This is a genomic window from Rhodococcus sp. IEGM 1372, from assembly GCF_030056835.1.
In the GTDB taxonomy this organism is placed as follows: domain Bacteria; phylum Actinomycetota; class Actinomycetes; order Mycobacteriales; family Mycobacteriaceae; genus Rhodococcoides.
The window spans coordinates 1-25,803 of the sequence record NZ_JASHKS010000053.1; the positions used below are offsets into that span (position 1 = coordinate 1).

Below are 25,803 nucleotides of genomic sequence, written 5' to 3' on the forward strand. Positions count from 1 at the left end.
CTGAGCTCGGCGTGTCGAACCAAGGACCGGATCAACCGTTATTCAGACAGTCCCAGGCGACGGCGTCGTCCGTGCTGTACGTGGCATCGATCGGACTGGGAGCGCCGGTGTCGACCACCCACGTCATCTCGTCGGCGATCATGGGCGTCGGGGCAACCAAGCGTACGACGGCCGTGCGCTGGGGGACGGCGGGAGACATGTTCGCAGCGTGGGTGACGACGCTGCCCGCGGCGGCTGTCGTCGCCGCACTGAACTACGTGGTTGCGGGGGTGATTCTGTGAAGCGGGGAGCGGGTCGGATATCGATGGGCGCTGCACTCTGCCTGATGGCACTGAGCGCAGGCTGCAGTTACGAGATGACGTCGACCGAGACCGGCACCGGCATCTCGCGTGACGTGCAGGAGGCCAGGGACGGATTTCTCGAGACTCCGGGAATGAGCGAACTGTTCGACGACCTGTACGGGCAGGGCATCGGCACCACCGTCAACGAGGTGTTCGCATTGGGCATCTACATTCCGGGTTTCTGTGAAACCCGCGCTCAGCAAGGACTGTCGGAGGAGGAGGCCGTCGCCGAGGTGACCGATTCGCTCGGTGCTACCTACGAGAAGGGGACCGGTGAGCCCTGGGCCGAGCCGATAGTGCAGGCCGCGGAGGACCACGTCTGCGAGTGAGCGGGCCGAGGGTGTCGGTGGCCTGTGCGAGCATGGAACGGTGGAGTCCACCGGTAGACCCGTGGCGAGCATCATGCACGCCGACCTGGACTCCTTCTATGCCTCGGTGGAGCAGCGTGACGATCCGCGGCTGCGCGGTAAGCCGGTGATCGTCGGCGGGGGAGTGGTGCTGGCCGCCAGCTACGAGGCCAAGGCCTTCGGGGTGCGCACGGCGATGAGCGGTGGGCAGGCACGCGCGGTCTGCCCGCAGGCCATCGTGGTGCCGCCGCGTATGGATGCCTACTCGCAGGCGAGCAAGGACGTGTTCGACGTCTTCCACGACACCACCCCGCTGGTGGAGGGCATCTCCATCGACGAGGCATTCCTCGACGTCGGCGGGCTGCAGAAGATCGCGGGCAGTGCCACCGAGATCGGACAGCGTCTGCGGCAGGAGGTCGCCGAGCAGGTGGGGCTGCCCATCACCGTCGGGATCGCCACCACCAAGTTCCTGGCCAAGGTTGCCAGCGCCTTCGCCAAGCCCGACGGTCTGCTGCTGGTACCGCCCGGCGGCGAACTCGAATTCCTGCACCCGCTGAACATCGAAAGACTTTGGGGCGTAGGGAAAGTGACCGCCGAGAAGCTGCACGTCCTGGATATCAGAACGGTCGGCGACATCGCGGCCTACGGCGAGCGGTCGTTGGCCTCGGTACTCGGCAAGGGTGCGGGTGCTCACCTGTACGCGCTGGCCATGGGCCGGGATCCCCGACGCGTCCAGCCCGGTAAGTCGCGCAGTTCTATCGGTGCGCAGCGGGCACTCGGTCGCGGCAGGCACGACGCGGCCGAGGTGGAGGCATCGTTGATCGGGCTCGTCGATCGCGTCACGCACCGCATGCGCGCCGCGCAGCGAACCGGCCGAACCGTCATGTTGCGCTTGCGCTTTGCCGATTTCACCCGGGCGACGAGGTCGCACACGCTCGATCGAGCGACCGCCGACACCCGCGACATTCTCGACGCCGCACTCGAATTGCTGCACGACGCGGTGCCGCTGATCGCGGAGAAGGGCATCACGTTGGTGGGGGTCACCGTGTCGAGCATCGACAGGGGCGGTGCGGAGCAACTGGAGCTGCAGTTCGACCCGCCGCAGGTACGGACACCGCCGGAGGCCTCGGCCCTGGACCGGGCGCTCGACGGGGTGCACAAGAAGTTCGGATCGACGTCGCTCACTCGTGGGGTGTTGCTCGGCCGTGATCCGGGGATCTCGGTTCCGCTGCTGCCCGACTGACTATTGCCGCACTGTCGGTTGTACCCGAAAGCCTGTGGGCATCATGGTCAGTCGCTCCTGTACCTTCAGTCGGTACGACGGGTCGGCCTGCAGGTCGAAGCGCTGCAGAATGGTTCCGAGCACCAGAACGGCCTCGTGAATGGCGAATTGCCGTCCGATGCAGGCACGTTCACCGGTGCCGAAAGGCTTGTACACGTGAGCGGGCCGGGCCTTGATGCGATCGGGCAGGAAGTTGTCGGGATCGAACTCGTGCGGGCGGTCACCCCACACAGGATCGCGGTGCAGCGCCGTGGCGAGCACGATCGCCCAGTCTCCGGCCGCCATGGCGTAGCCGTCGCCGACGACGGTGTCGGCACGTGCCCCGCGGCCGAACGCCGGGACCGTGGGCCACAGGCGCAGTGATTCGTCGAGGACGCGTCGGACATATCGCAGCTTGGGAACCTGGCCGAACTCGGGCTTGCCGGTACCCCAGACCTCGTCGACCTCGGCGCGGGCGCGCTCGAAGACCTCGGGGTGCGTCGCCAGGTAGTACAGCGCAAAAGAGAGTGCACCGGAGGTGGTCTCGTGACCGGCGATCAGGAATGTCAGTATCTGGCAGCCGATGTTGGCTTCGCTCAATGCATTCGGATTGTCGGCGTCACGCGCGGCGTCCATCATGATCTGGAGCAGGTCGCTGAAGTCTTCGGTGGATCGGCGCCTGGTCCTGACGACATCTGCGAGGACGTCTGCCAGGTACTGCTTGTTGTCCGCGTACCGGCGATCCGAGCGGGCGAACAGAGGCTTGGCGAACGCGGGAACCTTCAGCAACGCCCGCCGCTGGTTGTACGTCAGCGCACCGACCATGGCCGAGACGAACGGATGCGGCTCGGCACGCGCGAACGAGCCGAAGCTGTAACTGAATCCGGTCCGGCCGATGGTCTCGAGCGTCAACGTCGTCATGTCGGCCGATACATCGGTCGGTGACGCGTTGCGAGAGAGGGACTCCCAATGCTCGATCAGGTCGTCGGCGACGTCGACCATGATCTCGTGGTACCCGCGCATGGCCCCTGCGGTGAACGCCGGGCGCAGAAGATCATGGGCGCGTTGCCAATTCGGTTCGTGGTTGTAGGCGGTGAACAGCCCGTCGGCTCCGATGTCCCGTAGATTCTCGACGCCCGGGGGCAAGAACTTCTCGAAGCGCTTTTCGTCGCACAGCTCGCCCGCCACGTCGGCACCGGAGGCGAAGACGAATCGTCGGCCGAGGATGTGCCGCTCGAACAGCGGGCCGAGCGTGCGGGCCATCGCGGTCGAATCCTGGACGGGGGTGCGGGGATCGACGCCGACGACGTCGCCGAGCACGGGGAGTCGGTGCGGGGGATGGGGCAGGGAGCCGCCTCGTACCGCGAACTGTGTCGACATCGCCACTCCATCGTCTCGGGACCGGCCCTTGTTGAACCGTGTCAAATAGTGACCGTACTCACTGTTGAACCGGTGTCAAGTAAGGTTCGAGGCCCATGACCACACCGCGCAAGCGCATGACGCCGGCACTGCGGCGTGCGCAGCTGATCGAGATCGGCTCGGCACTGTTCGCCGAGCGGCCGTACGAGGACGTCTGGATCGAGGAGGTCGCAGACCTCGCCGGCGTGTCACGCGGATTGATGTATCACTACTTCCCGTCCAAGCGGGAGTTCTTCGTCGAGATCGTCCGCGCCGAATCGGAGCGCAACCTCGGTCTGACCGCGCCGGACACCTCGTTGCCGGTATTCGAGCAGATCGCCGCAGGCCTCGATGCGTACATCTCGTACACCGACGAACATGCGCACGGCGTCCGCGCGGTCAATCGCGGCACGTTGCTGGGGGATCCTCTGATCAACGAGATCCTCACGCGCGAGTTCGACGTCCAGCAGCAGCGGATCCTCGCCGCGCTGCCGGCGACGCTGCAGGACGACGAGACGGTACGCACCGCGCTGCGCGGCTGGATCGCCTTCGTGCGAGCGGTGTGTCTGGACTGGGTGGAGCGCAGAACCCTCGACCGCGAGCAGGTACGCGCGTTGTGTCTACGGGCGTTGTCGGGTCTTCTCGAGGTGTGAGATGCGGGGCTATCGTCGAGCTATGTGCCGAAACATCACCACCCTGCGAGGGTTGGAACCGCACGCTACCGACGCCGAGATCGAAGCGGCCGCGCGTCAGTACGTCCGCAAGATCAGCGGCGTACAGAAGACGTCGGACGCCACCCGCGATGCCTTCGAGTTGGCCGTCGCCGAGGTGACGGCGACGACGCACCGACTCCTCGATGCGCTTCCCGAGCGGCGTCAGCCACCGCCGACGGTGCCGCCGCTGCGGCGTCCGGAAGTGCAGGCGCGGATTGCCGCGGCGGGAGTGGAGCCTGCGGAACGACCCATATCAGCGGCGAAGGCCGGATCCTAGCGGGTCCTAACGGGTGCTGTCCGGCGGCACCGCGGGCAGACCTTCGCTCACGCGGAGTTTCTCGGCCATCGAGCTGAGCAGATTCTGCGATTCCTCGGACAGGTCGAATGCCCGAGCGGACAGGCGGCGCAGACCGTAACCCTTCAGTTGGGTGAGTAGTTCGAGATCGTGATCGACCTTCGTCGCATAGATGTTGTCGAAGAAGTAGTCGGGCTTGACCTTGAAGAACGCGGCCAGCGCCGCGACGGTGTCCGCGGACGGATTGGCGCGCTGTCCCGAGCGCAATTGCGAGATGTAGGGCTTGGAGATCTGGTGTCCGCGTGAGGCGAGAGCGTCGGCGACCTCGGCATTGGTGTGTGGCTTGCGTCCGGGCGGGTGGATCGTGGCGAACAGATGGTTCAGACGTGCGGCGAAATCAGCGGACATCGGGGATGTGTGTGCCTTCCTGATACAGCCGCTGCCCACCCGGGCAGATCGGTCCGCCGCGGACCGAACCGGCTCATAGTAGCCGCTGCCGCGAATCCCGCGAACCATGGCTGACCTGCAGAAATTCGTCAGAAAATCATACTGATCGGTTTCATGCGTCGGTGGACGTAGCGGGGCGAGGCCGGGCAGTGGGGTGCCCCGAGAGCGGGAACGAACGAATGGTTTTCCGCAGAATCGGACGCGCGATTCGAGCCCCGGTGGCAGACTGTCTTGCCAGGCGAAGGGGGTGGAGATGACCGATCGTCGACGGCGAACGTTCGATTCACGAGACGGTGACGCGGAGGTGGTCGAGCCGCTGCTGCGCGCCGTGCTGTCCTACGCGCCGCGGGACGAATCGCGCATGCCCCACCCCTCCGAGGGAATCACGCTCCGGGCCGTGGACGGCTCCGGTTTCGTTCTGCTCGCACTCACCATCGCAGACGATCTCGGCGCGGGCATCCCGGGGCCGTTCGGGTCCCGATTCTACGAATGCGGATCGTTCGAAGTCATTGTTCCGCAACGAGATCCCCGCGACGGCGCGCTGTTGATGATCCACTTACTCGACGCCCGAGCGCCCCACAGATTCGAATTCGCCACGTCCATGCCGCCTCAGTGGAGCCTGCGGCTCGAGCGCGACGGCTCGGTGTCGGTACTCGACGATCTCGGCGATGCAGTGATATTCATCGGCCGCCCATGGGCATTCGACTCCGACCTGTATCCGGTGTCGGTGCACTACACCATCGAGAACGGCCTCCTGGTGCAGAACATTCTCGCCACCGCGGACACCGGCTATCCCATCCTGATCGATCCCGACCCCGACGCGATCATCACCGGAGACGGCCGGCTCATCACCGAGACGTGGACTCCGCGACTGGTGGCCGGCGGAATCGTCGAGGATCTGCCGCCGAAATCGCTGTCCAGCTGATTGCCCTGCAGCGCAGACTGATTCAGAACGGATCGTGCTGAATGTGCTCCATCGGCGTGCCCACTTTGCGGAGGGCGTAGATCGTCGTTCGCACCATCGACGGAGACCCGCAGATCTGAATCTGCCGATCGGCCCACGAGCCGAACTGGGTCACCACCTTGCCCACCGCACCGTGCAGACGGTGGTGCATTCCCCACGGCAGCTCGCGAGGTGTGCCCGAATACCACCACGGATTCTCGAGCTGCTCGGTCACCGGAACGATCGTCAACCATGGATTCGACAGCGACAGCTGCCACAACGTGTCCAGATCGTAGAGATCGCACGGATACGTTCCGCTGACGAACAGATGCACCCGCGGATTGTTGCTGCGCTGCGCCATCTCCATGACCTGCGCACGCAGCGGAGCCAGACCGGTGCCTCCCGCGATCATCAACACGTCCTCGCCGATCGCGCGATCGACATGCATCCCGCCCAGCGGCGGACTGATCGACCAGCGATCACCCACCGCGGTCTCGGTGACCATCGCCGGTGACACCCAGCCCCCGGATACGCGTCGAACATGGAACTCGATCTCGCCGTACGGATTGCTCGGAATGGCCGGGGACAGATACCGCCAGAGCTTGGGCCGCTGCGGAATCTGCACACTGACGTACTGCCCGGGGAAGTACGGGATCTCGCCGTCCGTCTTCAACCGGACCACCGCGAGATCGTCGAGCACCCGCTGATGCTCGACGACGGTGGCACTCCAGAACGGCGGCAGTTCGTCGTCGTCGGCGGCGACGGCCATCGCATCGCTCACCACGGTCAGGGTATCGTTCCAGGCCGTCTCGACCTCGTCGGTCCATACCTCGTTGCCGGCGAAGGTGCGGAACGCGCTGATCAGAGCCGAACTACCCGCACGGAAGTGCGCACCGGAGATTCCGTGCTTGCGGTGGTCCCGGCCGAGCTGCTCGAGGAACGGTTCGACGCGGTCGGGATCGTCGAGATGCTCGAAGACGTAGCCGAGTGCCATGACGAAGTGTTCACGCAGGGCATCCATCGAGGCGGGAAACAGGGCCCGGAAGTCGGGGTGCTGGGCGAAGAGATGGCCGTAGAAGGACCGGGACAGCCGCGCCGGACCGTCCTGAGCGGCCACGACGGATTTGAATCCGGTGCGGACCAGGGAGATCGTGCGTGCGTCGAGCATCGATCCACCTCCACCCCACCGAATCACTGCTGTCGACCGTCACCAAAGTAGACCGGTCGAGGATATCGCGCACGTCGCAGAATGTGGAGAAATCCAAGGTTGAGCGGAACAGACTCAACTTCGTTATGGTTGTACCGAGCGACAGTCTTTGCAGAACCCAGTCGAAAGAAGGTGACCGGTGGACAGTTTCACTCCCACCACGAAGTCGCAGGCAGCACTCTCCGCTGCTCTGCAGGCCGCATCCGCGGCCGGTAACCCGGATATCCGTCCGGCACATTTGTTGGTGGCGTTGCTCGATCAGACCGACGGCATCGCCACACCCTTGCTGAAGGCCGTCGGCGTCGACCCCGCAACGGTGCGTCGAGAAGCGCAGAGCCTCGTCGACCGACTGCCCTCGGCAACCGGTTCGACCACCACTCCGCAACTCGGCCGTGAAACCCTCGCCGCGATCACCGCAGCGCAGCACCTGGCCACCGAACTCGACGACGAGTACGTCTCCACCGAGCATCTGATGGTCGGTTTGGCGACCGGAAACGACGACGTCGCCAAGCTGCTGACCGGCCACGGAGCCGGACCCAACGAGCTGCGCGACGCCTTCCAGGCCGTCCGGGGCAGCGCTCGGGTCACCAGCGCAGATCCGGAGAACACCTACCAGGCGCTGGAGAAGTACAGCACCGACCTGACCGCGCTCGCCCGGGAGGGCAAGCTCGATCCGGTCATCGGCCGCGACACCGAGATCCGGCGCGTCGTGCAGGTTCTCTCCCGACGCACCAAGAACAACCCGGTGCTCATCGGTGAACCCGGCGTCGGCAAGACGGCCATCGTCGAAGGACTGGCCCAGCGCGTCATCGCAGGCGATGTTCCGGAGAGCCTGCGCGGCAAGACCGTCGTGTCTCTCGATCTCGGTTCGATGGTCGCCGGCGCGAAGTTCCGCGGTGAGTTCGAGGAACGGCTCAAGGCCGTGCTCGACGACATCAAGAACTCCGCGGGCCAGGTCATCACGTTCATCGACGAGTTGCACACCATCGTCGGAGCCGGCGCGAGCGGTGAATCGGCGATGGATGCGGGCAACATTATCAAGCCGATGCTCGCCCGCGGCGAACTACGTCTCGTCGGTGCGACGACCCTCGAGGAGTACCGCAAGTACATCGAGAAGGACGCCGCTCTCGAACGCCGCTTCCAGCAGGTCTACGTCGGTGAGCCGTCGGTCGAGGACACCGTCGGCATTTTGCGCGGACTCAAGGAACGCTACGAGGTGCACCACGGCGTCCGGATCACGGACTCCGCCCTGGTCGCCGCCGCAACCCTGAGCGACCGGTACATCACGGCCAGGTTCCTGCCGGACAAGGCGATCGACCTCGTCGACGAGGCCGCGTCCCGTCTGCGCATGGAGATCGATTCACGCCCCGTCGAGATCGACGAGGTCGAACGCGCCGTCCGTCGCCTCGAAATCGAGGAGATGGCCCTGGCGAAGGAGACCGACGACGCGTCCAAGGCTCGACTCGACAAGCTCCGCCAGGAACTCGCCGACCTGCAGGAGAAGTTGGCCGGGCTCAGCACGCGCTGGCAGAACGAGAAGAACGCCATCGACTCGGTACGGGCACTGAAGGAGGAGCTCGAGAACCTGCGCGGCGAATCCGATCGCGCCGAGCGCGACGGCGATCTGGGCAAGGCCGCCGAGCTGCGCTACGGACGCATCCCGACCCTCGAGAAGGAGCTCGCAGCCAAGACCGAGGACTCGCCCGCTCAAGGTGACGTGATGCTCAAGGAGGAAGTGGGCCCGGACGACGTCGCCGACGTCGTTGCAGCCTGGACCGGGATTCCTGCCGGCCGGATGCTCGAAGGTGAGACCGCGAAGCTGCTCCGGATGGAAGACGAGCTCGGCAAGCGAGTCGTCGGCCAGAAGGACGCAGTACAAGCGGTGTCCGACGCCGTCCGACGCTCCCGCGCCGGAGTGGCCGATCCCAACCGTCCGACGGGATCGTTCCTGTTCCTCGGACCCACCGGCGTCGGCAAGACCGAGCTCGCGAAAGCGTTGGCGGAGTTCCTCTTCGACGACGAACGCGCGATGGTGCGGATCGACATGAGCGAGTACAGCGAGAAGCACGCCGTCGCTCGGTTGGTCGGTGCGCCTCCGGGCTACGTCGGCTACGAGGCCGGCGGCCAGCTGACCGAAGCCGTGCGCAGGCGTCCGTACACCGTGGTGCTGTTCGACGAGGTCGAGAAGGCGCACCCCGACGTGTTCGACATCCTGCTCGCAGTGTTGGACGAAGGCCGGCTCACCGACGGCCAGGGCCGGACCGTCGACTTCCGCAACACGATCCTGATCCTCACCTCCAACCTCGGTGCCGGCGGCACCAAGGAGCAGGTGATGGACGCGGTGCGGCGCTCGTTCAAGCCCGAGTTCGTCAACCGCCTCGACGACGTCGTGGTGTTCGACGCCTTGTCCGAGGACCAGCTCGAGTCGATCGTCGACATTCAGCTCGGCTTCCTCGCCAAGCGTCTGGCGGCTCGTCGCCTGACGTTGGAGGTGTCCTCGCCGGCCAAGTTGTGGCTCGCGGCCCGCGGCTACGACCCGCTGTACGGCGCGCGTCCGCTCCGCAGGCTGATCCAGCAGGCGATCGGCGATCAACTGGCGAAGCTCCTGCTCGCCGGCGACGTCCACGACGGCGACGTGGTGTCGGTCAACTCGAGCCCGGACGGCGAACGCCTGATCCTGGGCTAGCGGCGGCCCTTCTCCGCAACAGGCCCACCCGAGCACTGCTCGGGTGGGCCTGTTTTGTGCCTTCAACCGGGAAGTGCCGGATAGGTACGCTCGTGGAATGACGAATCCGGACGACCCACGGTCACCTCGGGAGCGCGATCAGGCCGCAGCACCCCAGGCGGAGCCATCCGAGCCGACCCAGGACTACGGTCGGCCGTACCCCGGAGCCCAGCAGTATCCCGATGGCGCTCACCCCACCGAGGCATATCCGACCCAGGCGTACCAGAACCCGGCGTACCAGAACCCGGGCTATCAGGATCCGGCCTATCAGTATCCGACTCAGCAGAATCCTGCCCAGCAGAACCCCGACCCCCAGGCCTATCCGCCGGGGTATCAGCCCACGCAGGCATTTCCGCCGTACGACCCCGAGCAGCAGACGGCGGCGAATCAGGCCTACGGCCAGACCCAGCAGTACGGCCAGGGGTATGGGACTGGGCAGTACGGGCAGCCACAGCAGTACGGCAACACTCAGCAATTCGGCCACACCCAGCAGTTCGGGCAGCCGCCGGAGTACGGCGCTCCGCCTCCCGGCGAAGATCCGAACGCCGCCGATTCCGGCAGCAAGGGGCCACGACCGTGGGTTCTGGCGCTGATCGGACTCGTCGTACTCGCCATCGTCGTGGTGTTCGGGATTTCCTTCCTGAACGGGGGATCCGACGAGTCGACCACCGCTTCTGCGCCGTCGACGTCGATCCGACCGCCCACCTCGAGTGCACCCACGACCACGCCGGAGCCCACCGAATCGGGCACCGCCACCACGCCCGAGCTGATCCCGGGAGGAATTCCCGAGATTCTCGGTCAGCTTGGGTCGTCGGTGGGAACGATCAGCGCCAACGACGGTTCGACTCTGACGCTCGACGGACTCGACGGCGCTCCGGTGACGGTGCAGACCACGCCCCAGACCCAGATAATCTCGTTGTCCGGTAGCGATCTGGCGTCGCTGACGGTCGGTGCTTTCGTCGTGGTGCAGGGCGAGGCCGTCGAGGACGGAACGATTCGCGCGAACGTCATCATCGAAACGCCCAGTCTGGGTGGCTAGGAGTGGAGCCTGCGGAATGACCCCGTAGGCGGTGCGAGCTGTCGTAGGGACCGTTCACAGGACCCGGCGGTGGTGGGCGGTGAAGGTGTGGATGTCGATTAAGGTGGTTCGCGATGACGGCAATGTGGTTCGGCCTTGCGGCAATTGCACTGATGGGTGCAGTGGCGCTGCTCTACATCGACAGGTCCAAGCGAGATCGGTACGGACGTGTCCGGCAGATGTGGGCCAAGGCGCAGGGGTACGAGTATCGACCGCACGATCGAGAACTGGTCACTCGGTTCTCTCGCGCTGCTCTGTCCAAGCCCGAGTTCGACGTGGCTCTGGGAGTGGTGACCGGTGTTCGGCGCGGTGAGGAGTTCGTTCTCTTCGACGTCGAGGAGACAGGCACCATCGTGGCCGTGCAGCGTTCGGTCGGTTCCGATGTCGACATCGACCTCCGGCCCCGCTCGACGCCGCCGCCGCGCGACGAGGACATGGAACTGCTCGGTTCCATCGGGCCGCGCGTGGTGTTCGCCACCGACGTCGATATCGCTCGCCGTGTCTGCGACCAGCGGATGGCCGCGTTCACCGAGTCCATTCCGGCGAATCTGCAGTTGCTGTGGAGCGAGAAGGACTGGACGCTGGGGTCCCTGCCGCTGAACAGTTCGGGTCGCGATTGGGATGCCGCGATCGACGCGGTCGCACGACTGTCGGGCATGTTGCACGTGCTGCCCCCGGTTCGCGGAAGTGCCGTTTACGGCGCTCGCCCCGGCGATCCCGGCCGCGATCGAAGCGATCCGGGTAGGCCACTGGTCCATGAGCCACATAATCAGCAAGCGGACGTGCCGCACCATCCCCAGCCTCGGGTGGCGGAACCCCGAATCCAGGCGGTGCGAAGCCCGGAGCCACGTGTTGCCGAGCCGAGAAGGCCTGCGCCCAAGACACCCGAGCCTCGGATTCGGCCTCCTCGGATAGCCGAGCCCCGTACCCAGGAGCCCCGTACCCCGGAGCCCCGTACCCGAGATCCTCGTACTTCCGAGCCACGTCCGCAGGAACCCGGACGTAGGCCGCGTCCGCCGCGGCCCGACGCGGCCGGTCCGCAGGCTGCGCGTTCGGCGAATCCGTCGCGTCCTGTGCCGCGTCCGCCTGCGTCGCGTCCGATTCCTTTCGACTCGGAGCGCCGACGCAACCAGCCCTGACGAAAGTTCGGGCGTGTTTACAGGCGCAGGTGCGCTTACGCGGCTAAATTCGTACCTCGTGACGGTTTCTTCGGGTGTTGTCGTGGCAGTGGTGGTCCTGGTCGCGGTTGTCGTGGTCGGTTACGTGCTGATCGCGCTGCGTCGACTCGGTCGGTACAGCGAGCAGACGGAGCAGAGTCTGCGACTGGTCGAGGTCGAACTGGATCGGCGTCACGAGCAGTTGGGCCCGTTCCTCGCGGCCGCGGAGGCCACCGGGCTGTCCGGTGATCTGTTGCGTCAGCTCGGCGGTGCACGGTCGTGGTCCAAGGCAGTGCGCGATCGCAGCCTGGGTCTGCAGGCGCAGGCCGCTGCCGAGAATGCGTTGTCCGCCGCGTTCCATGCTGTGCTCGTCGACGCCGATGCGCGTCAGAATGCGTTGGGCAATTGGGCTTTCCAGGGTCCGGCCGGAGAACTGAACGTCACCGAGCGTCGTATCGCAGGCGCGGTTCGCGTGTACAACGACAACGCGTACCGGCTGTCGCAGGCGATCGGCACGTTCCCGTCCTCGCTCGTCGCCAGGTCTCGCTCGATGACCGCACCGGAACCGTTCGTGGAGACCAAGGAACTGCTCGACGAGCAGCAGTCGGCCGAGATCGCTGCCTAGTGGCAGCAACGACCCGAGATCGAGCATCGGAGCCGCCGGGAGCGGTCGCGCGAGTCGGTGGGTAAGTTCGTACCGACCTATCGAAGATCCGTGGTGCGACGAGAGGAATCCGAACATGGCCGAGAGTGCCGCGAATTCGGACCGGCAGGAACTGGCCGATTTGGTGAAAGAGCTTGCCGTCGTGCATGGGAAGGTCACGTTGTCGTCGGGCAAGGAAGCCGACTACTACGTGGATCTGCGTCGCGCGACCCTGCATCACCGGGCAGGTGCGTTGATCGGTTCGCTGATGCGTGATCTGGTTGCCGATTGGGATTTCGTCTCGGTCGGCGGCTTGACGATGGGCGCAGATCCGGTGGCGATGTCGATCATGCACGCCCAGGGACGGCCGATCGATGCATTCGTGGTGCGCAAGGCAGCGAAGGCGCACGGCATGCAGCGTCAGATCGAGGGACCGGACATCGTCGGCAAACGTGTTCTGGTGGTTGAGGATACGACGACTACCGGAAATTCACCGCTCACTGCCGTCAAGGCTCTGCGGGACGCGGGCGCGACGGTCGTCGGAGTGGCCACGGTGGTCGACCGCGCGACCGGGGCGGACGAGGTCATCGCCGCCGAGGGACTCGAGTATCGATCCTTGCTCGGCTTGGCGGACCTCGGCCTGTAATCCCGGTCCCGAAAGGGCTTGTCAGCGAACCAGTTGCGCGACGACGACGAAGTTGTCGTCGGTGGGTTCGCCGCCTTGGACGTCGCAGTTCGCCAGGATCAATCGTCCGGGCACCGAGCGTCGGAGTTCGTTGTCGGCCAACAGCGACCCCTTCGGTAGGGGGCCGACCGATTCGACCGCGTACTCCAGAGTGCCGCTCGCGGTGCGCAACGCGACGGTATCGCCGGGCATCACCACGCGCAGCGCCTTGAACGGCGCGTCGCGCTTCGAATAGTTGTGTCCGGCAACCACTACCGTCTGTTCGGTGGAGGTTCCCGGCATGCCGCTCTCGGCCCACCAGGCAGGTAGCTCGTCGACCGGGTTGAGTACCTGGCCACTGTCGCCGCCGCGGTAGAGCGGATCGGGATGGATGGGGCTGCTCAGATAGGTCGTGCCGTCCGAGGATCGGAGTTCGATGTATTCCGGCTGAGCGGGAGCGACGTCGCTCGCCGGTGCCGCCACAGTGATCTGTGACTGCACCGGCGAGCGATCCGGCGCGGCGACCCCGACTTCGTCACTCGCACAACCTGATACGAGGAGAACGAAGGTCAGGATCGCCGTCCACAACCAGCGGGTACTACGAGGTGGCATCGGTGGAGCTACGGCGACGCAGGTAGAACGCTCCGCCTGCAGCCGCAACGACGACCACGCCGACTCCGGCGAGAATCACCGGGGTGTTCGACGAGCTGTCCGATGCGCCCGACGCCTCGTCGGAGGAGTCGCCGAGAGCGAGATCGACCGGCGGCAGATCGCCGGCAACACTGACGACACCGTTCTCGTCGGTGGTGAAGTAGTCCGCGACCGTGAACGATCCGTCCTCGTTCTTGACGCCGACCAGGGAGACTCCGGTCTTGTCGACGACGACGGTGTTCTCGTCGACCTCGGTGACCGGAACGTCCTCGCGGACGGTGTTTCCGAGATTGATCGTCCACTCGAACTTCGGTCCGCTGGCAGCCAATTCGGCGGCTGCGGCCTTCAGATCGGCTTCGGCCTTGGCCTTCTCGTCGGAGTTGGCCTTGGCTGCGGTCACGTCTGCCTGTGCGGCCGTCAGCGCCGTCGCGGCGTCGGTGGCCTTGGTCTTGGCTGCTGCGGCTGCCTCGGTCTTGAGCTGCAGATCCGCGTCGGCGGCCACAACGGCTGCGTTGGCATCCGTCACTGCCTGTGCGGCGTCGGCTGCAGCCTGCTCGAGGTCTGCGATGTCTGCATCGGACGGGGCGGCGTCGAGGGCGGCCTGGGCTGCGGTAGCCGCGTCGGCCTTGGCTTCGGCGTCGGCCTTGGCAGCATCGGCTGCTGTCCGGGCGTCGGCTGCGGCCTTCTCGGATTCGGTTTCCTCACCTGCTGCGGCCTCGGCTGCAGCTTCGAGGTTCAGAGCGTTCTGCTCGGACATCGCGGCCACGGCAGCGGCCGTCTGCGCTTCGACGTGCAGTGCCAGCGACTTCGCTGCGGTCGCGGCTGCGGCCCTGGTGGCCGCAGCGATCTTGGCGAGGTTGAGGCTCTTGAACGACTCCTGCAGTGCCGCGACGGAATCCTCGACGGCCTTGGTCGACGCATCGGCCTCGACCTTGGCGCTGGCGGCGAGTTCGGCCTTGGCGTTCGCATCGGCGCGAGCTGCCTCGGCTTCTGCGGTGGCCTCGGGATCGCCCGATACCGCTGCGGCCTCGAGTTGGACAGCGAGCTCCTCGGCTGCTGTCGCGTCGGCTTCGGCCTGGTCCGCTGCAGCAGTGGCGGCGTCGGCCTCGGTCTGCAGGGTCTGGGCATCGTTCTTGGCTGCGGTGACCGCAGCACTGGCGGCAGTGCTGGCGACCACGGCGGCCTTGGCCTCCGCGGCGGCCGTCTTGGCCTTGACGTCGGCCTCGGCGGCGGCGACCTCTGCCTTGGTGGCGTCCGTGCTCGCGGTGGCCTCGGCGGCCTTGGCGGTCTCGAGCCGCACCTGGGCGGCGGTGGTGGCTTCCACCGCTGCCTTGCTCTCGGCCTCGGCGTCGGCGATCGCCTGCTTCTCGGCGTCGGACAGCTGCGGGATGATGTCCAGGTTGACTGTCGCGGTGCCGTCGTCGTTGAAGACGACGCCACCGGTCACCTGCGGCAGTGGGCGGATGGCCGACGGGACCTCGGGGGCCGGCACTGCTGCTGCGGCGGCTGCTGCGGCGTCTTCCGGGGTGACGGCCGGAGCAGGCGCTTCGATCTGCCCGTCGACGGTGGCCGATCCGTCGACGGTTGCGCCCTCTTCCGCGGTCGGAGCGCCGGATTCGGTGCCTTCTTCGGTGGCGGGCTGTTCGACGGAGGAGCTTTCGGGTGTCTGCTCCTGCGCACTGGCAATTCCCGGTGCGGCGATGGAGAGGGACAGTGCCATGGCGGCCCCGGCAGCGGCGAGGCGCGCCTTCTTGGACCTGGCGATCGACTTCTGCGACATGGAGATTGTGGCCCTTCGGTCAGTGGCAGCATCGTGCTGCACGCACCCGCCCTCCCACGCGGAACGGGTGTAGTTGGTGAGTCACACGAACAACCGTGTTGACGTGACCGTAAACCAACCGGCCGGTCTCGGGAACCGTTCAGAGCTTTACCTGAGAATTGGTTATGAAAGTGTTACTGATGGGACGTATGTGACGAGAGAGATTCGAGACGTGAAACGGCGGTCGAGATGCGTACATCTCGACCGCCGCGAAAACCCCGTCGGGTGAACGTATTTCAGTCGCCGACCGTCACCGCACGGGCCTCGTCGATGCTGTGAGGTGCGGGTTCGTGATCGTCGACGTGAGCGAGCACCTTCCGGCCGGTTGCCAGCACGACGATGGCGAGAGCAGTGCAGGCGGCACCCACCCAGAACGGGACGTGCATGTTCGACTCGCCCAGTTTGCCGGCCAGGTAGGGAGCCGCGGCCCCGCCGGTGAAGCGAACGAAACTGTAGGCCGCCGATGCCGTCGAGCGCTCGACCGGTGCCGAGATCATCACGGTCTCGGTGATCAGCGTGTTGTTGACGCCGAGGAACAACCCGGCCACGACGGTTCCCACGATGAGGACGGTCTTGTTCTCGGTGAACATCGCCATGACGGCCAGGTCGACGGCGAACAGCAGCAGCGCGAGCATCATCATGTTCAGCGTTCCGAAGGCCCGCTGCAGCTTCGGCGCGATGAACACCGACGCCACGGCCAGGCACAGGCCCCAGCCGAAGAAGATGAAGCCGATGGAGTAGGTGCCCATGTCCAACGGGAAGGGGGTGTAGGCGAGGAGTGTGAAGAATCCGTAGTTGTAGAGCAGCGCGGTGATGCCGACAGTGAGCAGACCGCGGTGACGAAGCGCGCGAAACGGATCGAGGATCGACGTGGTGCGGGCGGGCTTCGGGGTGTCCGGGAGCATGACGATGAGAAGGATGAACGCGACGGCCATCAGTGCGGCCACCCCGAAGAACGGTCCGCGCCAGCTGAACCCGCCGAGAACTCCACCGACGAGAGGGCCGGTCGCGATACCGATACCGAGTGCTGCCTCGTAGAGGATGATCGCGCGAGCGACACCTCCCGATGCGGCACCGACGATGGTCGACAGCGCCGTCGCGATGAACAGTGCGTTGCCCAGCCCCCAGCCTGCGCGGAATCCGATGATCTCGCCGACCGATCCGGACGTGCCTGCCAAGGCTGCGAAGACGACGATGATCGCCAGTCCCACCAGCAGCGTGCGCTTGGGGCCGAAGCGACTCGACACCACTCCGGTGATCAGCATCGCGATGCCGGTGACGAGCATGTAGCTGGTGAACAGCAATGACACCTGCGATGGCGAGGCGTCGAGCTGTTCACCGATGGGCTTGAGGATGGGGTCCACGAGACCGATGCCCATGAAGGCGATGACGCTGGCGAATGCAACTGCCCATACTGCGCGTGGTTGCTTCAGCAGGCTGTCGGTTGAGGTGCTGGTGGTCACGAAAGAGTTCCTCTCGTTTCGTGATCGACGGGCTCGAGGATGCTGCGAAGCTCGCTCAAGCCGTCGGTCAGTTTCTGGATCTGTTCTGGGTCGCGGTCGGACAGGTACGGCAGAAGTCCGTCGACGAGGTGGCGTCGACCTTCGGCGAGCCATCGGTGGCCGGCCTCGGTCATCTCGATGAGAACGGCACGCGAATCGTCGGGGTCGGGTCGCCTGGTGACGAGATCGGCGTTGCTCAACTTGGCGAGCAGCGCCGTTGCCGAGGGTTGGGAACAGCGGTCCAGCTCTGCGAAGGTGCTGATGCGCAGGGGCTGGTACTCCTCGAGCAACGACAGGGCCCGCATCCACGCCCTCGGCCATTCGTCGCTGCCGAACCGTGCGGCCAATCGGACGAAGCGCGACGAGCTGGTGACCAGCTGCGAGAGGAGATCTCGGATGTCTTCGTCGGAGTGACTCACCGATTTATTGTTACATACACTAACTATCTATCGCAAAATGCGCTCGATTCCAGGGCGATGGACGAGTTCGAATCAGTGTTGCCGCAGCAGATCGGCGATCTCGCGGTCCCACTCGGCGTCCCGTCGGCCGTCGTAGCGGAAGCGCATCAAGTGATAGGCACCGATGAGAACCGATGCCACGAGCACCCAGCTGCCGATGGTGTTGAAAATGGATGCGGCGACGACATCCGACGAGGTCAGGGGGCGCATACTCAGATCGCCGCTGTTGTCGACCCAGATCTGCGTGGTGGTCCCGGCAGGCGATCCGGTGTCGACGCTGACGCGTCCGGTGTGCTCGACGCCTCGGTAGACCCAGCGTGAGTCGACGGCAGTTGCGGCTGCGCCGGATGCGCCGAGCTCGGTGGATACGGCGGGCACGGATTCCGCAACGGCCGTCGTGGTCGCGGTGACCTGGTGAATCGAATTCTTCTGGTCTTCGAGTCGCTGCTGTTGGTCGGAGTGGGCGGTGGCACCGATCCACAGCGACACCGGAACCATGAGTATCAGCAGTGCGGTCACCCAGCGCTTGATGCGCGCCTGACGAACGTCGCAGTCGCGGAGCAAAGGGTTGGGATTGCCGGCGAAGGCGGATCGTCCCGAACTGTCCTGCCCGGTGAGTTTGCGGCGCATGATGGTCCCCACTACCTCGATATGATCCGACCGACCTCTCCACGATGGCGACGCGACCTGCGAGTATCAAGCGATAGGGGTCAGCGTCACATGTGACTTGCGCTGTGACGAGATTGTCGGTGGAGGTCTGCGATGGTTGTCGGTCGGGTTCGGCGGGCTCGTGCAGCCGCGCTGGTGGCGGGTGCGGTGACCGTGGTCGGTGCGGCGGCGGGGTCGATGCCCGTGCAGCGTGTGGCCAAGCCTCTGATCGTCCCGGCGCTGGCGAGCGGGCTCGATCCGGCGCGAGATCGGGTGCTCCTGGCGGGTCTTGCGGCGGCCACGGTCGGCGATGTTCTGTTGATCGACCCCGACGACGACTCCGCTCTGGAATGGGGCGCGCGTGCGTTCGCGGTGATGCAGGGCAGTTATACGTATCTGCTGCTCCGTCGGGGTGCGCGTCCGACGCTGCTCGACGCCGCTCCGCGATACGCCGGATGGGCAGTCGCATCGACGCTTCTGGCCAGGCGGCAGCCCGCGGTGGCGTCGACCCTGGCCGGCTACGGTGCGGTGCTCGCGACCACGTCGACCCTGTCTGCGCGTTCGGTCTCGCGCGGCGGCGATCGCAGGCTGATCATCGGCGGTGTTCTGTTCACCGTCTCCGACGCGCTGATCGTGTTCAGACGGCTCTTTCTGACCGAGGACCGTCGGCGGCGCGCCGCGGAAGCGGTCATCCTCTCGACCTATGTGGCGGCGCAGGTCCTACTCGTCGAGGCCCTGGCTTCGAGGTAGAAGCAGTACCCGCTCGCGGTGGGCAGGGTCGACGCGAACGGCGATGACGGTGCCCGGCTCGAATCGTGAGCTGTCCGAACGTGGAATGTCGTAGACGATCTTGCCGAAGTAGCTGCCCGAGCCCGGCACGGTGAATTCGAGATCCAACTCGGCGGTGTCGTCGTCGATCCGGCGGATGGCATCGACCGTCGCCCACCCCTCCACGCCGTGTTCGATCAGTTCCTTCTGCTCACGTGTGGGGCGTCCGGCGATCAGCATGGCCAGTCCGAGAGCTGCGCCGAATCCGGCGACCAGGGCTGCCAACTGATACGGAAGCGTTCCCGGTGGGGTGCGGTCCCTCAACCAACCGATCCAGATCGCCAGCACAAGGGCGTAGCCGATCGTCACGACGACGACGGATCGCACGATTCTCGCGTTGTTCACTTCGGTGCTCCTACGCCGCCGAAAGCGGCCGTTGGATATTCGACGATAGGGGGTTACCGGTAAGTAGGGTTACATGTACGGTGATCGATGTGACTCGACCAACTGTCTTCATCTCAGGCGCAGCTGCCGGTATCGGCCGCGCGACGGCCCTCAAGTTCGCCGCCAGTGGCTACCTCGTCGGTGCCTACGACATCGACGAGACCGGCTTGGCATCGCTCGGCAAGGAAGCTGCCTCGCTCAGCGGCCGTGTGGTCACCGGCATCTTGGATGTAACCAACTCCGACCAGTGGGAAACCCGGTTGAAGGAGTTCGTCTCCGAGGGCGACGGTCGACTCGACATTCTGATCAACAACGCCGGAATCCTCGCCGCGGGCGCTTTCGAGGACATGCCGCTTTCGGTGCACCGCCGTCAGATCGACATCAACGTCAACGGGGTCGTCTACGGCACCCTCGCGGCTTTCCCGTACCTCAAGGACACGGCAGGCGCGCAGGTCGTCAACCTGTGCTCGGCGTCGGCCATCTACGGTCAGCCCGAGTTGGTGACGTACGGCGCAACCAAGTTCGCGGTACGCGGCATCACCGAGGCGTTGGATCTCGAGTGGAGCAAGTACGACATCTCCGTCAAGGCCATGTGGCCGCTGTTCGTCCAGACTGCGATGACCCAGGGCGTGTCGACGGGCACCACGAGTTCGTTGGGTGTCCGGCTCACCGTCAAAGACGTGTCCGACGCGATCTTCGACGCGACCCGGCCGGTGAAGCGTCGGCTGCACAAGGTGCATTTCCCGGTCGGCTTGCCGTCCAAGGCGCTCTCGCTCGGCTCGCGCTTCTCGCCCGCATGGCTCACTCGCGAGGTCAACCGGCGCCTGAGCCACACCTAGAAACTCGTCGCCGAACGATGCCGGCCCTGACGCCGGTATCGTCGGTCTTTCGAGCAATCGGTGTCGAAAGGTGGGTCGGGGTTTCTTCATGCTGAGTACGTGGGGTTCGAGCAGGTTGCGTTCGAGCAGGGCAAGGCGAATGGGTCGGTTTCGAGCCTTGTCGGTGGGAATCGGGGCCGCGGCGCTACTACTCGCCGGTTGCAGCAGTGAGTCCGCTGCCCAGCCGCCGCAGCCGTCGACCACCACTCTCGCGCCGACGACGACCACGGCAACCACCACTCCTGCGCCGGTGACGACGACGGAAGAAGCGCTCCCGCCGCCCCCGCCTCCGGTCGAGCCGCCGCCCACCGCAGAACCGCAGACGACGTACGCCGCCATCGGCGGCACCTTCTACTTCAGTTCCCCCGACGGTCTGTTCCAGTGCGGAATCGTGCCGCTGTCGAACCGCACCGAGGCCGGGTGTCAGGGCACCACCACTCCGGTGCCGCCGCGGCCGGAGGATTGCATGATCAACTGGGGCAACGGTATTCGAGTCACCAATCAAGGGCCGGCGGCCTTCATGTGCTCCGGCGGCGTGGTCTACACCTCGGGTGGGGAAACGATCGATCCGCCGCTCGCGGTCGGGGCGACCATCGCCGAGAACGGATTCACCTGCACGTCCGCCGAGAACGGCATCTCGTGCGTCGACGATGCGACCGGACACGGATTCCGCATCGCACCGGACAGCAACGAAATCTATTGAGCAGCGACAGCACTTCTCCGTCGGACAATGCCGGTCCCACCGAGTGGGGCGAGAACCCCAACGGTGTCGGACCGTGGTCCGACACCCACGTCGAACCACCACCCGACGACCCGCGGTTGGACCCGGAACTGCTCGCAGGCGGTGACCGCCGCAACGTCGTCGACGCCTACCGCTACTGGCGGCGCGAGGCCATCGTCGCCGATATCGACACCCGACGGCATTCGCTGCACGTCGCCATCGAGAACTTCACCAACGACGCCAACATCGGGACGGTGGTGCGCACCGCGAACGCCTTCGCCGCCCAGGCGGTGCACATCGTCGGGCGACGTCGGTGGAACCGCCGCGGTGCCATGGTCACCGACCGCTACCAGCACATCCACCACCACGACACGGTGGAAGCGCTGATGGAATTCGCCGCGGAGCAGGGCCTCGTCGTCGTGGCCGTCGACAACACCCCGGGGTCGGTACCGATCGAGACGGCGGAGTTGCCGCGCGACTGCCTGCTGCTCTTCGGACAAGAGGGACCGGGCGTCACCGACAGTGCCCGCGCATCGGCGTCGATGACCGTATCGATCGCCCAGTTCGGTTCCACCCGCAGTATCAATGCCGGGGTTGCCGCGGGAATTGCCATGCACTCGTGGATTCGGCGGCATGCCGACATCGAGACTGCGTGGTGACACCACCACGGGTTCCGGAACGGTTTCGGGGGCAGTTTCCGGGGCGGGATGTAACGAATCTGCAACGGTAGTGGCAGGATTGCAGGTATGCAGGAGTTGTGGTCGCAGCGTGCGGACGCCGCGGAGGGGGCCGTCGTCGCGCGGCACATGCGTCGGCTCTGGGGGCTACCGGGCACGACGTTGGGAGTCGTCGCCTGGCCACCGGTCCGGAAGGAACGGATGTTCCTGCGCTGGCACTACTGGTGGCAGGCCCACCTGCTCGACTGCGCGGTCGACGCCGCAGATCGCGACCTCACCCCCAAGCGCCGTCGGCGACTGAACAAGATCACCCGAGCGCACCGAACCCGCAACGTCAGCGGGTGGACCAACAACTACTACGACGACATGGCGTGGCTCGGGTTGGCGCTCGAACGGGCGCAGCGGAAGCACTTCGTCGGCAATCGCGGTGGCATCCAGCAGATCGAGATGGAATTGTTCGACGCCTGGGCTCCGGCCGAGGGCGGCGGCATTCCGTGGCGCAAGAAGTCCGACTTCTACAACGCACCCGCCAACGGTCCGGCCGCGATCCTGTTGGCGCGCACCGGTCGGCTGTGGCGTGCCCAGGAGATGGCCGACTGGATGGACCGCACCCTCAGGGACGAGCGCACGGGGCTGATTCTCGACGGAATGCATTCCACTCGCGCACTCGTCGACGCCGGCAAGCCCGGTGAGATGGAACGCGCTGTCTACAGCTACTGCCAGGGCGTCACGTTGGGCCTCGAGACCGAACTCGCAGTTCGGCTCGGCGAACCCAGGCACGCGCAGCGAGTCCACGCTCTGGTCGACGCAGTCGACAACCACCTGACCCGCAACCTCGTCATCACCGGCGGCGGTGGGGGAGACGGCGGCCTGTTCAACCCGATTCTCGCGCGGTACCTGGCGATGGTCGCGGTGAAGCTGCCCGGGGACTCCGACGCCGACGACCGAGCTCGCGAACTCGCAGCTGCGATCGTGCTGAACTCGGCCGAAGCAGCGTGGGAGAACCGCCTCGAAGTGGAAGACAACCCGCTGTTCGGAGCCGACTGGACCCGCGAAGCCCGATTCCCGGGGCAAGGTCTGCACATCGCCAGCTTCACCGAAGGAACGGTCCGACCGTCCGACGTACCCGAGCGAGACCTCTCGGTCCAACTGGGCGGATGGATGCTCATGGAAGCCGCATACCGCGTCGCAGCTGCAGGTTTCTGAGTCGTTCCGCAGGCTCCACTCCTGCCAGGTTTCTAGGGCCGCTACTCCACTACTTCTTCGACCTCGATGGTCTCTTCGGGGCGTGCCATTTCCTTGCGGTACTGCCAGATGCCGAGTCCGGTTCCGACGACCAGCAGCACGACCATGCCGATGAGGACGGCGGGCATCAGCCACGGGATGCCGTCGATGAACGAGCCGAAGTAGAACCCGATCAGCAACAGCACCGGAGCCCAGATGATGGCGCCGAGCGTGCTGGCGATCGTGTACTTGCGGTGATCCATCTTCGCGGCACCGGCGACGAGTGGGCACAGGGTGCGCACCCAGGGGATCCATCGCGCGACCAGCACCGCCCAGAATCCGTGCTTTTCCAGCAGGAGATTGACCTTGTGCAGGTTCTTGGTGTTGAGGTATTTGCCGTTCTTGCGAGCCACCAGCGTCGAGCCCGTGCGGTGACCGATCGAGTACCCCACCTGATTGCCGGCGATGGCGGCGACCATCGCACCGAGCGACAGCGCCCAGATGTGACCGGTGCCCGACGCGTGGGTCGCCATCACGATTCCTGCCGTGATCAGCATCGAATCTCCTGGCAGGAACAATCCGATGATCACCGCGCATTCGATGAACACGAAAGTCATGACGATGATCCACACGACGAGGGGGCCTGCTGTCTCCAGCGGACCGAAACTGCCGACGGCCTGAACGGAGACGGTCGGCAGCGCAGTGGTAATCGACGACATGGACTCGATCACTTTCGGAAGATCTCGATCAGGACTTGGTGTCCGGGGCGTCTGCCTCGATCATGTCGGTGGCCTCCCCGAGCGGAGTCTTGCGGGCCTTGATCATGCGCTTGCCGACCTCGATGACGATGGGCAGTACCGAGACGGCGACGATGAGCAGGAAGATGATGTCGACGTGGTCGCGGATGAACGCGATCTGCCCGAGCAGGTAACCGAGGGTGGTCACACCCGCGCCCCAGAGCACGCCGCCGACGACGTTGTAGGTGAGAAACAGTGAGTACTTCATGTGCGACGCACCGGCGACGACCGGTGCGAACGTACGCACGATCGGCACGAAGCGCGCCAGGATGATGGTGATCGGACCGTGCTTCTCGAAGAAAATGTGCGATTCGTCGATGTACTTCTTCTTGAAGAAGCGCGAATCGTTGCTCTTGAAGAGGGCTGCGCCGCCCTTCGTGCCGATCAGATAGCCGACCTGATCGCCGAGGATTGCCGCAATCGGAATCAGGATCACGAGAGTCCAGATGGACGCGAACGGCTCGATCTCGGTGGACTTCGACGCTGCGATCAAGCCGGCCGTGAAGAGGAGCGAATCGCCTGGGAGCAGCGGAAATAGTAGCCCGGACTCGATGAACACGACCAGCAGCAGCCCGATCAGCACCCAGTGACCGAAGGAGTTGAGCAGGTTCACGGGGTCGAGAAATCCAGGTAACAACGCCAGATTGGTCGTCACCGATTCCGAGGCAGCTAGAAGACTCACCGCGCCCACACTACCGGCCTGAACCGGGAAGTCCCTCCGTAGTTGGTGTCGCCCGGCTGTGAACACGCTGCCCTGTTCGATCTCCCGCGTAATGACGTCAGCGATGCGGGTACGCACGACACCGGGCTCGGAGGTTGCCATACTGCACAGGACACAACCGAACTTTTCAATGGAGGAATGACGCCGTGCCTATCGCAACTCCCGAGGTCTACGCCGAGATGCTGGGCCGGGCGAAGGAACACAAGTTCGCCTTTCCGGCAATCAACTGTGTGGGTTCCGAGTCCATCAACGCCGCCATCAAGGGCTTCGCCGACGCGGGTAGCGACGGCATCATCCAGTTCTCGACCGGTGGAGCCGAGTTCGGCTCGGGACTGGGCATCAAGGACATGGTCGTCGGCGCTGTGGCGCTCGCCGAGTTCGCGCACGTGATCGCCGCCAAGTACGACGTCACCATCGCTCTGCACACCGACCACTGCCCCAAGGACAAGCTGGACACCTACGTTCGGCCGCTCATCGCGATCTCGCAGGAGCGCGTCGACGCAGGCAAGAACCCGCTGTTCCAGTCGCACATGTGGGACGGCTCGGCCATCCCGATCGACGAGAACCTCGAGATCGCCAAGGACCTGCTGGCCCGCGCGGCGGCAGCGAACATCATTCTCGAGGTCGAGATCGGTGTCGTCGGCGGCGAGGAAGACGGCGTCGAGGCGGAGATCAACGACAAGCTCTACACCTCCAACGAGGACTTCCTCAAGACCGTCGAGGCCCTCGGCGCAGGCGACGCAGGCTCGCGCTACCTGCTGGCGGCGACGTTCGGCAACGTGCACGGCGTCTACAAGCCGGGCAACGTCAAGCTCAAGCCGTCGGTGCTGGCGGACGGCCAGAAGGTCGCGTCGGAGAAGCTGGGCCTGGCATCGGGCTCCAAGCCGTTCGACTTCGTCTTCCACGGTGGATCGGGATCGGCGAAGAGCGAGATCGAAGAGGCTCTCGAGTACGGCGTGGTGAAGATGAACGTCGACACCGACACCCAGTACGCGTTCAGCCGTCCCATCGCCGGACACTTCTTCTCCAACTACGACGGCGTTCTGAAGGTCGACGGCGAGGTCGGCAACAAGAAGGCCTACGACCCGCGCAGCTACCTCAAGAAGGCAGAGGCCGGCATGACCGCCCGCGTCGTCGAGGCCTGCAACGACCTCAAGTCCGCCGGACGCAGCGTATCCGCAGGCTGAGCGGGCAAACCCGCATGTGCGCGGAAACTCGTAGCAGGCTACGTGTTGAGTCCGGGGACATATGAGACACGAGATGTCCAGGGACATGT

The 25,803-nt window shown here is 65.4% G+C and carries 28 protein-coding genes; 17 read left to right on the forward strand and 11 right to left on the reverse strand.

Annotated elements, in window-relative coordinates; all coding sequences use genetic code 11:
* The 3 genes from QM590_RS24100 to dinB all read left to right on the forward strand — a co-directional run.
* Positions 1 to 281, forward strand: a 281-nt coding sequence (locus tag QM590_RS24100; protein ID WP_269596689.1) for an inorganic phosphate transporter, incomplete at its 5' end; no start/stop codon positions are given.
* Positions 282 to 304: 23 nt separating this feature from the next.
* Positions 305 to 670, forward strand: a complete 366-nt coding sequence (locus QM590_RS24105; protein ID WP_269596688.1) for a hypothetical protein — start codon at positions 305 to 307, stop codon at positions 668 to 670.
* Positions 671 to 743: 73 nt separating this feature from the next.
* A complete protein-coding gene (gene dinB, locus QM590_RS24110) occupies positions 744 to 1,931 on the forward strand; it encodes a DNA polymerase IV (RefSeq protein WP_269596690.1) in 1,188 nt (395 codons plus the stop codon).
* On the opposite strand, the gene QM590_RS24115 is transcribed toward dinB, so the two are convergent.
* Positions 1,932 to 3,329, reverse strand: a complete 1,398-nt coding sequence (locus QM590_RS24115; RefSeq protein WP_269596687.1) for a cytochrome P450 — start codon at positions 3,327 to 3,329, stop codon at positions 1,932 to 1,934.
* 95 nt (positions 3,330 to 3,424) lie between these two features.
* Between QM590_RS24115 and QM590_RS24120 the strand changes: the two genes are divergently transcribed.
* Both QM590_RS24120 and QM590_RS24125 read left to right on the forward strand, forming a co-directional pair.
* Complete coding sequence (locus QM590_RS24120) at positions 3,425 to 4,000, forward strand: TetR/AcrR family transcriptional regulator (RefSeq protein ID WP_269596686.1); 576 nt, start codon at positions 3,425 to 3,427, stop codon at positions 3,998 to 4,000.
* A 22-nt stretch (positions 4,001 to 4,022) separates the two neighbouring features.
* Positions 4,023 to 4,337: a DUF2277 domain-containing protein gene (locus tag QM590_RS24125; protein WP_149406498.1), complete on the forward strand. Its 315-nt coding sequence runs from the start codon at positions 4,023 to 4,025 to the stop codon at positions 4,335 to 4,337.
* A gap of 6 nt (positions 4,338 to 4,343) precedes the next feature.
* Here the strand turns inward: QM590_RS24125 and QM590_RS24130 are convergent, their stop codons facing one another.
* Positions 4,344 to 4,763, reverse strand: a complete 420-nt coding sequence (locus tag QM590_RS24130; RefSeq protein WP_068053936.1) for a helix-turn-helix domain-containing protein — start codon at positions 4,761 to 4,763, stop codon at positions 4,344 to 4,346.
* Between the two features lie 292 nt (positions 4,764 to 5,055).
* Between QM590_RS24130 and QM590_RS24135 the strand changes: the two genes are divergently transcribed.
* Entirely contained in the window at positions 5,056 to 5,727 is a 672-nt protein-coding gene (locus QM590_RS24135) for a hypothetical protein (RefSeq protein ID WP_269596685.1), read from the forward strand.
* Between the two features lie 22 nt (positions 5,728 to 5,749).
* On the opposite strand, the gene QM590_RS24140 is transcribed toward QM590_RS24135, so the two are convergent.
* On the reverse strand, positions 5,750 to 6,913 hold the full coding sequence (locus QM590_RS24140) for a globin domain-containing protein (protein ID WP_269596684.1): 1,164 nt from the start codon (positions 6,911 to 6,913) through the stop codon (positions 5,750 to 5,752).
* Positions 6,914 to 7,091: 178 nt separating this feature from the next.
* Between QM590_RS24140 and clpB the strand changes: the two genes are divergently transcribed.
* The 5 genes from clpB to pyrE all read left to right on the forward strand — a co-directional run bounded on the left by clpB (position 7,092) and on the right by pyrE (position 13,201).
* On the forward strand, positions 7,092 to 9,638 hold the full coding sequence (gene clpB, locus QM590_RS24145; RefSeq protein WP_269596683.1) for an ATP-dependent chaperone ClpB: 2,547 nt from the start codon (positions 7,092 to 7,094) through the stop codon (positions 9,636 to 9,638).
* 97 nt (positions 9,639 to 9,735) lie between these two features.
* Positions 9,736 to 10,716, forward strand: coding sequence for a DUF5666 domain-containing protein (locus QM590_RS24150; protein ID WP_269596682.1), 981 nt, complete (start codon positions 9,736 to 9,738; stop codon positions 10,714 to 10,716).
* A gap of 113 nt (positions 10,717 to 10,829) precedes the next feature.
* Entirely contained in the window at positions 10,830 to 11,894 is a 1,065-nt protein-coding gene (locus QM590_RS24155) for a TtfA family protein (RefSeq protein WP_317814070.1), read from the forward strand.
* 58 nt (positions 11,895 to 11,952) lie between these two features.
* Positions 11,953 to 12,537, forward strand: a complete 585-nt coding sequence (locus tag QM590_RS24160; RefSeq protein ID WP_269596681.1) for a LemA family protein — start codon at positions 11,953 to 11,955, stop codon at positions 12,535 to 12,537.
* Between the two features lie 115 nt (positions 12,538 to 12,652).
* Positions 12,653 to 13,201 carry an orotate phosphoribosyltransferase gene (gene pyrE, locus QM590_RS24165; RefSeq protein WP_094687780.1) on the forward strand — a complete coding sequence of 183 codons (549 nt, stop codon included), beginning with the start codon at positions 12,653 to 12,655 and terminating at the stop codon, positions 13,199 to 13,201.
* A gap of 21 nt (positions 13,202 to 13,222) precedes the next feature.
* Here pyrE and QM590_RS24170 read toward each other — a convergent pair whose 3' ends face one another.
* The 5 genes from QM590_RS24170 to QM590_RS24190 all read right to left on the reverse strand — a co-directional run bounded on the left by QM590_RS24170 (position 13,223) and on the right by QM590_RS24190 (position 18,279).
* Positions 13,223 to 13,720 (reverse strand): class F sortase, encoded by a 498-nt coding sequence (locus tag QM590_RS24170; RefSeq protein ID WP_269596680.1) that lies wholly within the window; start codon positions 13,718 to 13,720, stop codon positions 13,223 to 13,225.
* Between the two features lie 97 nt (positions 13,721 to 13,817).
* Positions 13,818 to 15,650, reverse strand: a complete 1,833-nt coding sequence (locus tag QM590_RS24175; protein ID WP_269596679.1) for a hypothetical protein — start codon at positions 15,648 to 15,650, stop codon at positions 13,818 to 13,820.
* Between the two features lie 275 nt (positions 15,651 to 15,925).
* Entirely contained in the window at positions 15,926 to 17,152 is a 1,227-nt protein-coding gene (locus QM590_RS24180) for an MFS transporter (RefSeq protein WP_269596678.1), read from the reverse strand.
* Positions 17,149 to 17,610 (reverse strand): MarR family winged helix-turn-helix transcriptional regulator, encoded by a 462-nt coding sequence (locus tag QM590_RS24185; RefSeq protein WP_068053883.1) that lies wholly within the window; start codon positions 17,608 to 17,610, stop codon positions 17,149 to 17,151. Before QM590_RS24185 ends, QM590_RS24180 begins: the two co-directional genes overlap by 4 nt.
* A 72-nt stretch (positions 17,611 to 17,682) precedes the next feature.
* Positions 17,683 to 18,279, reverse strand: a complete 597-nt coding sequence (locus QM590_RS24190) for an Rv1733c family protein (RefSeq protein WP_269596676.1) — start codon at positions 18,277 to 18,279, stop codon at positions 17,683 to 17,685.
* A gap of 132 nt (positions 18,280 to 18,411) precedes the next feature.
* Here QM590_RS24190 and QM590_RS24195 point away from each other — a divergent pair, with 132 nt between their 5' ends.
* A complete protein-coding gene (locus QM590_RS24195; protein WP_269596675.1) occupies positions 18,412 to 19,047 on the forward strand; it encodes a lysoplasmalogenase family protein in 636 nt (211 codons plus the stop codon).
* Here the strand turns inward: QM590_RS24195 and QM590_RS24200 are convergent.
* The gene (locus tag QM590_RS24200) at positions 19,018 to 19,470 is read right to left on the reverse strand and encodes a hypothetical protein (RefSeq protein ID WP_068053889.1); all 453 of its coding nucleotides are present in this window, start codon (positions 19,468 to 19,470) and stop codon (positions 19,018 to 19,020) included. The genes QM590_RS24195 and QM590_RS24200 overlap by 30 nt on opposite strands.
* 89 nt (positions 19,471 to 19,559) lie before the next feature.
* On the opposite strand from QM590_RS24200, the gene QM590_RS24205 reads away from it, so the two are divergent.
* From QM590_RS24205 to QM590_RS24220, 4 genes are all read left to right on the forward strand, one after another.
* Complete coding sequence (locus QM590_RS24205) at positions 19,560 to 20,348, forward strand: SDR family oxidoreductase (protein WP_068053942.1); 789 nt, start codon at positions 19,560 to 19,562, stop codon at positions 20,346 to 20,348.
* A 139-nt stretch (positions 20,349 to 20,487) separates the two neighbouring features.
* Complete coding sequence (locus tag QM590_RS24210) at positions 20,488 to 21,090, forward strand: DUF6636 domain-containing protein (protein WP_269596674.1); 603 nt, start codon at positions 20,488 to 20,490, stop codon at positions 21,088 to 21,090.
* The gene (locus QM590_RS24215; RefSeq protein WP_269596673.1) at positions 21,087 to 21,767 is read left to right on the forward strand and encodes a TrmH family RNA methyltransferase; all 681 of its coding nucleotides are present in this window, start codon (positions 21,087 to 21,089) and stop codon (positions 21,765 to 21,767) included. Before QM590_RS24210 ends, QM590_RS24215 begins: the two co-directional genes overlap by 4 nt.
* Positions 21,768 to 21,854: 87 nt before the next feature.
* The gene (locus tag QM590_RS24220) at positions 21,855 to 22,991 is read left to right on the forward strand and encodes a glycoside hydrolase family 76 protein (RefSeq protein ID WP_269596672.1); all 1,137 of its coding nucleotides are present in this window, start codon (positions 21,855 to 21,857) and stop codon (positions 22,989 to 22,991) included.
* Positions 22,992 to 23,032: 41 nt separating this feature from the next.
* Here the strand turns inward: QM590_RS24220 and QM590_RS24225 are convergent, their stop codons facing one another.
* Positions 23,033 to 23,728, reverse strand: coding sequence for a DedA family protein (locus QM590_RS24225; RefSeq protein ID WP_068053945.1), 696 nt, complete (start codon positions 23,726 to 23,728; stop codon positions 23,033 to 23,035).
* Between the two features lie 28 nt (positions 23,729 to 23,756).
* The gene (locus tag QM590_RS24230) at positions 23,757 to 24,497 is read right to left on the reverse strand and encodes a VTT domain-containing protein (RefSeq protein ID WP_394855338.1); all 741 of its coding nucleotides are present in this window, start codon (positions 24,495 to 24,497) and stop codon (positions 23,757 to 23,759) included.
* 176 nt (positions 24,498 to 24,673) lie between these two features.
* Between QM590_RS24230 and fbaA the strand changes: the two genes are divergently transcribed.
* The gene (fbaA, locus tag QM590_RS24235) at positions 24,674 to 25,714 is read left to right on the forward strand and encodes a class II fructose-bisphosphate aldolase (protein ID WP_068053901.1); all 1,041 of its coding nucleotides are present in this window, start codon (positions 24,674 to 24,676) and stop codon (positions 25,712 to 25,714) included.
* Positions 25,715 to 25,803 lie beyond the last annotated feature (89 nt).